Origin of the sequence: uncultured Phascolarctobacterium sp. (genome assembly GCF_902463975.1) — a bacterium.
GTDB lineage: Bacteria > Bacillota > Negativicutes > Acidaminococcales > Acidaminococcaceae > Phascolarctobacterium_A.
This window is the reverse complement of sequence record NZ_CABQHJ010000022.1, coordinates 1-13696: the sequence shown is the minus strand read 5'-3', so window position 1 is coordinate 13696 and position 13696 is coordinate 1. Positions and strand designations below refer to the sequence as shown.

Genomic DNA, 13696 nt, shown 5'->3' with positions numbered 1-13696 from the left:
TTGTACTATTTTGCATCCTTATATAGCAAATGCAACTGACCATCTTCATCATTATAAGGTTTTATTTTAATTTTAAAGGTTTCTTCTATAATGGGAGAACAAAGTACATCTTTTGTATTACCAAAAGCAATAATCTTACCATCTTTTAACAAATAAAGCTTTTGGCAAAATTTAGCGGCAAGATTCAAGTCGTGCATCACTGCTAAAACCTCAACCTGCATATTTTTAATCAATTCTAATAAATGGAATTGATAATACAAATCCAGATGATTGGTCATTTCATCTAAAAGCAAAGTTTGTGGCTGACCAGTAAGGACTCTTGCAATCATAACTCTTTGCTGTTCACCACCGGAAAGCTGGTTATAAAGGCGTTCTTCATAGCCATTCAAGCCTACAGCAGCAAGTGCAACCTTTGCCAGCTCATAATCAGCCTGCGAATCAAGTTCAAAAGGCTTTTTATAAGGAGTGCGTCCCATAAGAACTAAATCAAGCACCTTAAAATCAAAGTTCATAGTACTATTCTGCTTCATTACTCCCAGCCTTTGAGCTGTTTGCTGTAAAGATAGCGTCTCCAAATTCACCCCATCGAAAAAAATCCTACCACTTTGAGGCTTTAGAGAACGATATAGCGCGCGTAAAATAGTCGATTTTCCACTACCATTAGGACCTATAAGACCAACGAACTCTTTATTCTTTACTTCTAAGGTTATTTTTTCTACTATTGTTTCATTATCAATAGCAAGATCCAGAGATTCTGTCTGTATTTCCATTACTTATCACCAAATCCATATTTTTTACTGCACATTAAATATAAGAAAAACGGCCCGCCAATGAAAGCTGTCAATATACCTATCGGTAATTCTGTTTTTATCAACAGACTACGTGCTAATACATCACACCACAGCATATAAATTGCTCCACCAAGTATAGAATATGGTAATAATTTCAAATGATTATTTCCACAGATCATACGCACTATATGCGGTATAACAAGACCAACAAAACCAATTATTCCCGTTGCAGCTACTACCATGCTAACTAATATAGCAACGGCTGTCAAAAAAAACATTCTGCTTTTTTCTAAAGATACACCTAGTATCAATGCCATATCTTCACCTAAAAGAGAAGCATTGAGAATACGGAAATTATATATAAAGAAAAATGCTAAACCACTAAAGGCTACAGTCACAAACGGTAAATAGTCCCAGGTAACCTTCCCCATACTACCCATAATCCAAAATGTCGCATCACGAATACCATCAACATCCTTGGCCAGGTAAACCAAAAGGCTTGTACTTGCACTGCAAATAGCATTTAATGCGGTACCAGCCAAAATAAGCTTGGTGTTATTTTGCACTCCACCTGTTGTATAAGTAATAGCAAAAACGGTAAAGGTAACTAAAAGAGCGCCACCAAAAGCACCTATCGACACACCATAGAGACCGAAGCTGCTGAACATGCCTAAAATTATACTTGCCGTTGCTCCCATTGCTGCGCCAGACGATACTCCAAGAATATAAGGATCTGCTAAAGGATTGCGGATTAAGGCCTGCATAACTACGCCGCCAAGCGCCAAAGCACCACCAGATAAAACTGCCATTATTATTCTTGGCAAACGTAAATCAAAAATAACGGAAGCATTTACAGACTGCAAAAGATTTTGTCCAGCCTGTGATTGTATATCAATCATATTATAATAAAGTATATTGATAATATCAATATAACTAATATTCACTACACCAATACTCAAAGAGTAGATAAACGAACAACACAATACTAGTGTTAAAACAAATAATGTTAGAAAAAATTGCATTTTTTTCATAAAAGTTCCCTTTAATTAGTACGTTAATATGATAGTTTTAATTATGGAGATAGCTGCCGCACAGAATGTGCGACAGCTAAAAAGATATATATGAGAAATGTTGAGAGAAATTAGATAAAGTCACCCATTTACAGTTTAAAATTATCTTCAATATATTTATGCATATTTTCTACAGCCTCTACAGTACGCTCGCTGCCACAATAAAAAGCCCTATGCGGCACAACAAATATTTTATTATTACGTACTGCTTTAATTTTCTTTAAAACCTTATGCTCACGCAAAGCCTTGATTTTACCTGCAACAGGTGTTGTCGCCGTATCTATGACGATAATCATATCAGGATCAAGCTCTACAAGATATTCTACGCTTTTACGCCCGCCTAAATTATCATCAAGTGAAATACCACCCGCAAGCTCTATCATGTCAGCTGTAAGATCGTTAGCCGTCCTGCCAAAATATTCATTGCCATAAAGATATTGCAAGGTAATTACTTTCGGTTTTTTAGCTTCAGCTATACTTTTACTATGCATCCGTAGCTTTGCTATTCTACTCTGTAGATCAGCAATCTTTTTCTGAGCTTTCTCCTCTACTCGGAAGATTTTCGCAAGCTGCTGCAAATCACTCACAATATATTCAACCTTGCGTCTGCCTGTTGCACGAGTAGGTACAGTATTTGTCATAACGTAAGTGTGAATACCTTTATTATGCCAATATTCGACGCTGCCTAAGGCACTATCACCAAAAAGCGACCCCCAACTGACGATTAAATCCGGATGCAAATCAAGTACTGCTTCCTTTGATGGATAACCTGCGCCCTGCGTCAGGCGTCTTAGTTTGGCGTACTCCACATCATAAGGCGCAAAGCTCTTGCTATAGCACTCGCTGACTGCGCAAATTTTGTCCTGTACCCCCAGGAAAATCAAGTCATCGACCACAGCTTCAGAAGTTGCAAACACTCTTTGCGGAACTGCGTAAAAAACCTGCGCAATTTTTCTGCCACCACCAGCATAACCATCAAAATTTTCTATGACTATTGGAGCGGCATTTCCTGCTTTGGTTCTCTGCTGTTCTTGGTAAGCACAACCTACACTTAACATACTTAATATAAAAATGAAGATAACTAAAAACTGCTTAATCATTATTCAATAATTATTTAGAAAGAGTATTCAACGCCAACCATAAAGTTGCGACCCATTTTGCTGTAATAACGCACTTCACCATTAGCCTTATCCCATTCAGGAGTATACATATAAAGCTTATCAAAGACGTTATTCACTTTAGCCCAAACCTTAGTTGTTTTATTTACCTGATAATTGCCGTAAATATTCCATACCCAGAATTGCGGACAAGGCAGTTTGTAATCATTAGTGATAAAAGCACTTGCACGTTGAATATCATATCTGCCAATACCAGAAATGCCCACATTGTAATCTTTTTGTTTATACTTCAAATCAATGCTGATCGTGTCTTTAGCCATATTAGAAATAAGTGTTTCTTTATCAGCAGACAAATGGTTGTATCCTAAGGTTGCCGTAATCCTATCACCTAATTGCTGTACCAGATTTGCTTCTACACCTTTTATATGCAGAGAATCATTAATGTTTTGATACATATAGACATCATTAGCGCCATCTTTACCAATTTTTACAGCACTAATAGAATCTTTTTGGCGACGATCATAATAAGCTAAATCAAAATATGTCTTATCACTTAATTTAAATTTTGCACCAATTTCATTAGTCGTACCAGTCTGAGGCTTTAAATCAGGAGATGCTTTATAAATCCTTGTACCTGTGCGATAACCATGCATCCAGCTAAATGTAGGATAATTCATATAATCTTTGGAAGAAACATAAACCATAGCATTATCATTGAAACTATATCCCAAATCAAAGCTCGGTAGCACACGACTCTTAGCAATATTCGGATCAGCATAGCGAACTCCGGCAGTAAACTTCAGCTTAGGTAAGATATTCCATTCATTCTGTACATATACTGATTTTTCCTTCAGTGAATATTCACCTTGTAAATTACTTCCTTTAGGCGAAGGCAAGCCTTCAAATGACTCATCGAAATAACTAAAGCCCATAGACAAACGATTGTTATCCGTTAACTGATTATAATATCTGTCTTCAACAGACCAAGTTTTAGAACGGGATTTTTCTGACCAGTACATCACACCAGTGGTATAGTTATCTAATGACCTATCGTTAAGCATTGAGCCTCTATAGAAAGACAGGCTGTTTGCCCATTTGTCCGTATCACCTTTGGTATCCCATATAGCAGTAAACGTATTATATCTGAAAGTACCTACGCCAGGACAATCGTTGCCTTTGCCTCGACCTTCAACATAAGTCTGATCTTGATCATGATTTACATATTTAAAAGTCAAATCATTCTTATCATCAATATGAAAACCATATTTTAAGTCTAATTCAGTCACATCTGCATCCTGCGGTCTAAGACGGCCACTGCCATCTTTGTAGTTTCCCTGATGTCTTTGCATAACGGATAACGCATAATATGTTTTATCATTTTCACCAACATAATCTAACTGTCCGCTAGCAGTATGGAAATTACCTACCGAAGCAGATATAGTGCCTTGGTTTTTATCATAATGTTTACGAGTAATGATATTGATAACACCACCAACAGCCTCAGCACCGTAAAGTGTAGAAGCTGTTCCTTTTAATACCTCAATACGCTCAATATCATTAACATTTCTAATAGCGTTAGCAGAATAAAACCTACCGCCAAAATTTTGCTTTACACCATCGATCAAAACAACAGATTTATCGCTGCCACGCATATAGGGACGTGTATAATTGGAAACTTCAAAACCAACACCATTAGCAGCCATAAAGCCACCATAACCAGGAATACTTTCTAACACTTCCTGCAAGTTTGCATAATGCTTATCTTGGATTTCCTCACGCGTAATTACATTAACCGCAGCATTGGTTTTCATAACCGATTCTACCGGCGTGGCTGTCGCCGTAACAATCATCTCATCAAGGTTAAAAGTTTTCATCTCTTCGGCAAAAGCAGTCGTGCCACCGGAAATTACATAAGAGCCAACCAAGACAGACATCAGTACTGCATTACGCAGTTCAAACAATTTTTTCAATTTTAAACACCTCATCATACTTTTACTCATGAATGCAGGAAATTTTACCTCTGGCCAGAAAAATAAAACAGCCTGCTTGTTATCTGAATACAAACAGGCTGCACTACTAGCAACGCTAATAATCACATTACCTATCTGTCTATCGCAGATAACGGTAATATGCCTAGGAAGCTCTCTGGCTTAACTACGCTGACATACCAGCCTGAAAAATCAGTGGTTACAAAGTCTGCATCGTTTTACAGTGGCGGGACCGCATCGGATTTTCACCGAATCGCTTATCTAAGCATAACGATATTTTGACCTCAGGTCTAAAATTATAATAATCTACATAGCATCATTTGTCAAGAGTATTTTTATTTTTTTCGTATATCATCCCATCTAAAAAGAATCTTAGCATTCTCGTTACCCTAAACTCATAAAGACTCAGTCTTTCCCAAGCTATATCGCCATCATCGGCTATTGCATACTCGGCATTCTGAATCATATCCTGATAATACCCACGTAAAAAATGTTCCTGTACTTCAAAAATATAAAAAACCTCATTACGTGTAAAGCCGTTAAATTTATCTAAAATAATAGATTGTAACCTGTCATCTAGACTATTTACTGCTTTATTATATTGCAAAATATGCTCTCGTTTGCATTCACTAAAAATCCGCGTACTTTCGATAGAAAGCTTAATCAAAGTAATATAGTCTCTGATGTATATATCAGTCAATTTCATAATAATTTTTTTGAAGTCAACAATATTTTTTATAGAAGTTTGGTTAACCTCTAAAATAAAGCGTTCTATAATATCACTATGCAATTTTTCCAATACATTTAAATACAGAATTCCTTTTGATGGAAAATAATAGAAAATATTTGATTTTACTACTTCAAGTTTCTGTGCAATATCCTCTATACGTACATCGTTATATGAGCTTTGCTCCAGCATTTGAATTGCCGTATAGATAATCTGCTCTTTTTTTTGTGCTCGTTTTTCGCTTGCCATTTTTACTTCTCCAATTTTTTCTAGTGACATATTTCCTTAAATAGTATTATAGAAGTTTGTAATAAAAAAAGCAAGTATTTTGACCTCTGGTCAGATTTATATACATTGCAACTAATTATACAAAATCAAAGCACCGGAAAATTCAAAGTAAAACCTTGAAGCCTCCGATGTTATATGTTTCAATAACACATTTATCTAATCGTGATTTGTATAATCTGGATTAGATAAATGATATCAGTTGCCCCTGCTCTATATGCAAAACTCTGTCGCAAAGCCATTCCGCAAGCTGTTTATCATGCGTAATAAACAAATAAGCCAGCTGCTTTTCCTCACGAATATCTCGCAGCAAATGTAAAATCTGCGCCTGTACGGAAATATCCAGCATAGATGTCGGTTCATCTAAAATGAGCAGCTTGGGCTCTAACAGCAATGCTCTTACCAGGCAGATACGCTGAATTTCGCCGCCGCTCACCTGATACGGATAGCGTTGCAGAAGCTCTGCATTGAGCTTTACCAAATCAAGCATCGCCTTGATTTTATCTTCATCATAAGACAGATTAAAAACCGTAAATGCTTCCTTCAGGCTACAGCCCAATGTTTGACGCGGATCAAGAAAGCTTTCGGGACGCTGTGAAATAAATTGTACATTGCGCCTGAAAACGCTTAAATCTTTACCTGTCACCTTAGTAATATCCTGCCCCTGAAAATATATTTTACCGGAATCACAAGAAAGCAGGCGCAGTAAAATACGCGCCAGCGTGCTTTTGCCGCTGCCACTGCCACCCATCAGCGCCACTGCTTCACCAGGCTTAATCTCTAGTGAAACATTATGCAGAAGCTCAAATTTTTTTCCGTTGCTGCGGTCAACAAAGCTTTTAGAAATATTTTCAGCCTTCAGCATACAAAAAGCACCTCACTTCCGCATCACCAACCTGCTGCATAGCAGGCTTTTCTTCCTTGCAGCGCGTTGTGCAATAAGGGCAGCGTGTAGCAAACTTACAGCCGGTAAAGCTTTCTCCCGGCACAGGTGCCTTTCCCGGAATAACCTGCAGACCATTCTTTGGCAAAGCCTGCAAAAATCCTTTGGTATACGGATGCAGCGGTTTATGCCAAATATCCGCATTATGCTCCAAAACCTGTCCTGCATACATCACCAGCACATCATCACACACCTCTTGTGCCAAAGCAATATCATGCGTAATAATCAGCATGCTTAAATGCAAATCCTGCTTGATTGTCAGCAAATTTTTGCGTACAACGGCGCCAACCTGTTCATCAAGGCCTTTGGTAGGTTCATCCGCCAAAATCCATTCAGGCTTACTGCTGACAGCCATAGCACACAATACACGTTGCAGCATGCCACCGGAAAGCTCATGCGGATATGCAGCCAAAACACGGTCAGCCTCCTGTAAGCCAAATAAACGCAGGCACTGCTTTTTATAGCTGTTATCACTGTCTGCTATTTTATGAACATCTAAAATATCCTGCATCTGTTTGCCTATTTTGCGTACAGGATTTAATGACTCGCTAGGGTTTTGCGGAATAATGCCGAAAGCAGATAATATTTTCTCTACCTGCTTGCCATTGTAAAGCACGCTGCCCTTTTTGACGACTCCCGACGGCAAAATATTTAAAATTGCCTGCCCCAGTACAGATTTACCGCAACCGCTTTCACCGATAATCGCAGTAAAATTACCTCTGGGCAAGTTCAGGCTTACATCGTCTACAGCATAGAATACGCCTTGCGGCAGCTTAAAGCCTACAGATATATTTTCTAACACAAGATTTTTTACCATTTGCGTACCTCATCAAGCTGTGTATCTAAGCTGTCACGCAGATGCTCTCCGATGATATTCAGAGAATAAATCAGCAAAAATACAAATAGACCGGGAATTATAATCAAATGCGGTGAGCTGCGATAATACATAATAGCATCGTTAATCATTACACTCCAGTCAGGAGTCGGCGGCTGTACACCTAAGCCCAAAAAACTCAGGCCGGCAATCGCCAATATGCCTCGGCCAAGGCGAATGGTTACCAGCACAAGCAGCTTGTTCGCAATGTTGGGCAGTAAATGACGGACAATAATTCGCCAATCACTGCAGCCAAGACAACGCAGCCCTTCAATGAAAGGCTCTCCCATCAGCTGCAGCACCTCCGCACGCACAATACGCGAAAAGCCGGCCCAGGATGTCACAACCAACGCCAAAACCAGACTATAAATGCTGGGACCGAGAATACCGGCCAAGGCTATCATAAAACAGCTTCCCGGTATACCCTGGAAAATATTGCTCAGCACAGTAAAAAACATATCCAGCTTACCGCCATAAAAGCCACACAAAAGGCCTACTCCAACACCTAAAATAAGCGCTAAAACAGAAGAAATCAGGGTAAGCAGCATTGATGCCCTGCCACCGTAAAGAATACGGCTGAACATGTCGCGCCCCAAAGCATCCGTGCCGAAGAAATGCTGCCAGCAAGGACTCTGCAGACGGTTAGCCATATCCGGTTCAAAGGGATTATGCGTTGCCAGAAGCGGAGCCAAAATACTGCCGAGAATGATAAACGCAAGTACAAATATCGCAAAATTAAGCTGTATTTTTTTAGTCATGTACTTCAGCGCCTCCTCTCAGCTTCGGATTCAGATAAAACATCAGCAAATCAACCGCTAAGGTTATCAATACCAAAAGCCAGCCGGTAAAAAGCACATAGGCCTGCAATACTGGATAGTCACGGAAGCGTATTGCTTCCAGTGCCATGCTGCTGATGCCGGGCAGAGCAAAAATGCTTTCCGCAATAACCGAACCACCCAAAATTCCTGCCAGATAATTGCCCAGCAAAGCAATTACCGGCAGCATAGCATTAGGAAACGCATAGCAAAAAAGCAATTTTATTTTGCTGATTCCCCGCACACGCGCTACAAGAAAATATTGGGAAGCAAATTCCGTCAGCAGCGAGCTGCGCATATAGCGGCACACTGTTGCCGAGGTAGAAAACGAAACCGCCAGCGCAGGCATAATAAAATAGCGTAAGCTCTCACTGCCGCTTGTCGGCAGCAGACGCAGCGTTTCGCTGAACAATAAAATCATCAGCAAAGCCAGCCAAAAGCCGGGCACAGCTAAAAGTATATTAGTCAAAAACTGTACCGCGTCATCCAGCCAACTGTTTTTGTAAACAGCGCATAAGGTGCCCAATGCAATGCCAATAACCGCAGCAATGGCCAATGCCAGCAGCGCCAGCTCCACCGTCACCGGCAGGCGCAGCAAAAGCTCATGCAAGATATCCTTGCCGCTAATGTAGCTGCTGCCGAAATTACCATGCAGCACCTGCACAAACCAGCTGAAATACTGCACATATATAGGTCTGTTCAAGCCAAGCTCTTCACGCATCGTTGCTATCTGCGCATCCGTAGGTGCATCCAGACCATCCTGATTCAAGGCAAACTCCGCCGGGTCACCTGGTGATAACAGCCCCAGAATGAACGCCAGCAAGCTGATGCCAATCATTACCGGCACAGCCAATAAAATTCTTTTATAGCAGTATCTAATCATTTTCTTCCGCCAATTCCACCTTACTCAAATCTACACCGTAGATTAAAGGTTTATAATTTTTTAAACGCTTATTGTAGGCAACGATGTTCATATCGTTGAAAAGAGGGATTACAGTATAGAATCCGAGAAATCTAAAGCCTGACTTTAGTTTACTCGGATTCTGTTTCTTTTACAATAAACTAACTGGACAATACCAGCTCGTCCTGCTATAAGGCAGCAACTCATCATTCATGCATATTATCAGCCCAGTCTGTACATCCATGTCCAGCTTATCTAAAACCTTAAAATTTTTATCTGCATGATTAGGTAATTTCGCTTTTTTTATTTCTATCGGATAAACCTTTTTCCCATCTATAATAAGCAGGTCTATCTCCTTTTTATCTACATCCCGATAATAATAAAGATTAGGCTGTTTACCTGCGTTATAATAGCTTTTTATAATTTCCGTAATAACATAGGTTTCGAAAAACGCCCCATCCATTGCACCATTTTCAATAGTAGCTGCACTTGGCCACCTGCATAAATATGCTGCTAAACCGGTATCCATGAAATATACCTTCGGCGTTTTTACCAAACGATTACTTATATTTGAATAATACGGCCTAAGAATAAAGATAATTCCTGAACGCTCTAAAATAGACACCCATTCCTTAGCTGTCGGTGAGGAGACTCCAACCGCGCGGGCAATTTCCTCATATTTCAGTTCTTGCGCCGTTCTTGCAGCCATAAAGATTAAAAAGTCATAAAAAGCACTTAATTTGCCAACCTGAGCTAATTCTTTAATATCTCGCTCAAGATAAGTGTTAACATAATCCATATAGAATCTGTCTCTGTCTATATTGCTCAAAACAAGCTTCGGCATACCACCTTCAAAAATTCTTTGATATATTTGGTGGATATTCTTATTTGCTACCTGTGAAAAGCGCTTTTTTAATACCTCTATATCAGGGGAAAATAGTGAGGCTTCACGCTTTTCTATTTCCGCCATTGTTAAAGTAGACATATCAAAAACAGAAATTCTTCCAGCTAAAGAATCTGCCACGCCTTGCATCATTTTAAACTTTTGTGAACCAGTCAGCCAATACATCCCTGCGTTATCTTCACCTTGTAAGGCTTTAGCATCAACTATTCTTTTCATTTCCAGCAGTAGCGACGGCACACGCTGAAACTCGTCTATTAATAGTGGAACGCCATATGTTTCAAAAAACAACGCAGGATCATTCTCTGCCAGCCTGCGCGCATTAGCATCATCTAATGTTACATATTTTCTTTTGTCTTCTTTAATATGGTAAAGCATGGTAGATTTACCAACCTGCCGCTGACCACATACCATTACTACAGGATAATATTTTGACGCTTCAATAATTTGCTTTTCCAGATGTCTTGTAAGATACATACGCTTCACCGCCTTAAAAAAACTCGAGTAATCTAAAGTCTGACTTTATTTTACTCGAGTTTTTTGTGTATGTCAAACGATAGCCAGAGATAGTAAAGAAGAACTGAAGAAATTTAATTGCTTCTTGACTTCATCACTTCTTTGCTGCAATTATTCCTCCGCCAGTTCTACCTTACTCAAATCTACACCGTAGATTAAAGGTTTATAATTTTTTAAACGCTTGTTATAGGCAACGATATTCATGTCGTTGAAAAGAGGGATGACAGGCTGTTCATATACCACTATTTCTTGAACTCTGTCAAAAACATGTTGCCTTTCAGCCTCATCAGTTATATGCTTAACCTTATTCATTAATTCCGTTACTTCTGGATTATTATACCCAGAACTGTTGCTAACATTTAAAGCACCATCAGGCATGATAAAAGTATATAATGCACTAAATGGATCACCATTAGCTAACCCCTTTTGAATGCGAACAATATTAAAGTCTCCTTTACGCATCATTTTTGATAACGTGGCATACTCTATTGCTTGAATTTTTACATCTAAGCCAATATCTTGTAACCAATAAGCGATTAACTCAGCTTCTCCTTTTTGCAATGGTTCATTACCATTGATACAGTATGTAATTTCACAGCGCTTATTTCCTAATACTTCATGTGCCAAGCGTTTCGCTTCCTGTAAATCATATTCTACAGGAAAAGCTTTATAGCCAGGACTAGTATAATTTAAGATATTAGCTGTCGGTTCAGCATAGTCCAGATACATATTATGTACTAAATTTTTCCTGTCAATTGCTAAGCTTACAGCCCTACGCATCCTTACATCATTAAAAGGAAATTTATTACCGTTTACACATAAATAACGAATCATCGTTGATTTATTTTTATCTACAGCAAAACGAGGATCTTTTTTTATCTCATCAGCAAGAAACGGAGGTATGGCATTAATATCGACAACTCCGTCAATTTCTCCAGATTTTAATGCCGCATAGCGTGTATCTGTATTAGGAATATTACGCACAATAAATTTTTTAATTTTACCTTTAGTGCCCCAATAATTATCATTACGTTCCAACACTACGTACTTATTTAATACATTTTCAGTAATCTTATATGGTCCAGTACCAATAGCAACACTCTTAAAATTACCATCATCAGCAAAACACTCAGGAGCATACATAGGACTACCAAAATCAGTCATCTTATATAATTCATTAATATTCGCTTCTTTAAAAAGCAGACGAATAGTATATTCATCTAATTTTTCATATTTCCATAAAGTAGGATAATACATTTCCATATTCAGGCCATAAAAAGAAGACCGTTTATAACCTTTCTTCATCCGGTCAAAATTAGCAATCACAGAATCCGCATTAAATTTTGTGCCGTTGTGAAAACAGACATCTTGTCGTAGATGAAAAATCCACTCCTTACCATCATCACGCATCTCCCAACTTGTTGCTAAACATGGTGCCGGTTTATTATCATCATCTTTAGTAATCAAAGGCTCCCAAACATCTAAAATACGACTGCAGTAAAGTCCATCTTTATTACCAGGTGCAAGATGACGATAGGCAGCTAAAACTACTGTGTTCTTATCATGTTTTTCTATATTATTTTTTTGCTCTTCCTGCCTTCCGCAACCGATTATAAAAATCGTTACCAATAGAAGAATAAGGCTTAAAAATTTTTTCATTATTACTTACCGCTTATAAATAGAATAAAAGAGGGCAGTATAAAACCACCCTCTTAAGTTAACAAATTTTAGATATCAAACTGTGCAGACAGCATAAAGGTTCTCGGCATAGACAAACCAAAAGTTGTAGAACTGCCTCTGCCCATCCAATAATCCTTATCTGCAACATTATAGCACATTGCGCTCAGTTTTACAGGAACAGTATTAATTTTAGTTTTATAATTGACACCTAAATCAAAGGTTACATAAGATGGAATTTCAGTTTTTCCACCGACAGCTTTAGAATCAATGTAAGCCTTAGCAACCCAATTTACACGACCTGTAATACCCCAATCTTCGTCAGGTTTATATTCCAGACCTAATACGCCACTCCATTTAGCAACACCATTAACAAACCAGCCGTCTTTAGAACCATTATTGGTTTGTTCACGCTGTGCATCAAGATACATAAAACCACCAGTAGCAGTCCATTTATCAGCAAGTTTACCATTAACAGTCAATTCAACGCCTTTATAGCGGTTTTTACCATCATCAACTTTAGTATAAGATTTTCCGCCATTGAAAATATCATATCTGTTAGCTTCGTCAATATCAAAATAGCTTAAAGTAGTCATTATGCCAGCATTTTGGTATTTAACACCAATTTCATTTTGCTTGCTCTTTACAGGTTCCATAATTTGATTTTCATTTGTATAATATACATCTTTTGTATTAAGAACCTTAAGTCCACGAGAAAAGCTTTCAGTATGACCAACATACATAGCCAAATTTTCTACAGGTTTATAGGTAAAGCCATATGTCGGTAAAATATTATCATTTGTATAAGTATAATTTGGCGCACCATTCTTATACATTTCCATGTGTTCATGTTTTTTAGAAGCTGCTAAAAGCAAAGAAGCTTTACCATATTCTAAAGTGTCAGCAACAGTAATACCTACATTTGTCTCTTCCCAAGACGGTTTTGCTGCTCCAGAATTCTTCTTAATAGAATTCCAGTCATTAGCAAACCACCAGTTATTCAAGTTACCGCTAAGTCCGGTACCTGCATCAGTACTAGCAGTAGCAGACCAATATTTAGCCCAAGAGCGGTCAACCGCAAAAGAAACAT

General features: G+C 38.4%; 12 protein-coding genes and 1 riboswitch. All 12 genes read right to left on the bottom strand.

Features of this window, described 5'->3' with window-relative positions; all coding sequences use genetic code 11:
• Window positions 1–5: 5 nt before the first annotated feature.
• On the bottom strand, window positions 6–770 hold the full coding sequence (locus tag RDW05_RS07435; protein ID WP_307978475.1) for an ABC transporter ATP-binding protein: 765 nt from the start codon (window positions 768–770) through the stop codon (window positions 6–8).
• Complete coding sequence (locus RDW05_RS07430; RefSeq protein ID WP_307978473.1) at window positions 770–1822, bottom strand: iron ABC transporter permease; 1053 nt, start codon at window positions 1820–1822, stop codon at window positions 770–772. Before RDW05_RS07430 ends, RDW05_RS07435 begins: the two co-directional genes overlap by 1 nt.
• A 128-nt stretch (window positions 1823–1950) precedes the next feature.
• Complete coding sequence (locus tag RDW05_RS07425) at window positions 1951–2961, bottom strand: ABC transporter substrate-binding protein (protein ID WP_307978472.1); 1011 nt, start codon at window positions 2959–2961, stop codon at window positions 1951–1953.
• 14 nt (window positions 2962–2975) lie between these two features.
• Window positions 2976–4949 carry a TonB-dependent receptor gene (locus RDW05_RS07420; RefSeq protein WP_307978471.1) on the bottom strand — a complete coding sequence of 658 codons (1974 nt, stop codon included), beginning with the start codon at window positions 4947–4949 and terminating at the stop codon, window positions 2976–2978.
• A gap of 148 nt (window positions 4950–5097) precedes the next feature.
• Window positions 5098–5269: riboswitch (cobalamin riboswitch) on the bottom strand.
• Window positions 5270–5283: 14 nt separating this feature from the next.
• On the bottom strand, window positions 5284–5943 hold the full coding sequence (locus RDW05_RS07415) for a TetR family transcriptional regulator (protein WP_307978470.1): 660 nt from the start codon (window positions 5941–5943) through the stop codon (window positions 5284–5286).
• A gap of 220 nt (window positions 5944–6163) precedes the next feature.
• Window positions 6164–6844, bottom strand: coding sequence for a dipeptide/oligopeptide/nickel ABC transporter ATP-binding protein (locus tag RDW05_RS07410; RefSeq protein ID WP_307978468.1), 681 nt, complete (start codon window positions 6842–6844; stop codon window positions 6164–6166).
• On the bottom strand, window positions 6831–7739 hold the full coding sequence (locus RDW05_RS07405; protein WP_307978466.1) for an ABC transporter ATP-binding protein: 909 nt from the start codon (window positions 7737–7739) through the stop codon (window positions 6831–6833). The genes RDW05_RS07410 and RDW05_RS07405 overlap by 14 nt, the downstream gene beginning before the upstream one ends.
• The gene (locus RDW05_RS07400; protein ID WP_307978465.1) at window positions 7733–8554 is read right to left on the bottom strand and encodes an ABC transporter permease; all 822 of its coding nucleotides are present in this window, start codon (window positions 8552–8554) and stop codon (window positions 7733–7735) included. The genes RDW05_RS07405 and RDW05_RS07400 overlap by 7 nt, the downstream gene beginning before the upstream one ends.
• Window positions 8547–9494, bottom strand: coding sequence for an ABC transporter permease (locus RDW05_RS07395; RefSeq protein WP_307978463.1), 948 nt, complete (start codon window positions 9492–9494; stop codon window positions 8547–8549). Before RDW05_RS07395 ends, RDW05_RS07400 begins: the two co-directional genes overlap by 8 nt.
• A gap of 169 nt (window positions 9495–9663) precedes the next feature.
• Entirely contained in the window at window positions 9664–10890 is a 1227-nt protein-coding gene (locus RDW05_RS07390) for a DUF4143 domain-containing protein (protein ID WP_307978462.1), read from the bottom strand.
• A 150-nt stretch (window positions 10891–11040) separates the two neighbouring features.
• Window positions 11041–12588 carry an ABC transporter substrate-binding protein gene (locus RDW05_RS07385; protein WP_307978460.1) on the bottom strand — a complete coding sequence of 516 codons (1548 nt, stop codon included), beginning with the start codon at window positions 12586–12588 and terminating at the stop codon, window positions 11041–11043.
• Between the two features lie 68 nt (window positions 12589–12656).
• A partial coding sequence (locus RDW05_RS07380; protein WP_307978458.1) for a TonB-dependent receptor domain-containing protein occupies window positions 12657–13696 on the bottom strand: 1040 nt, incomplete at its 5' end.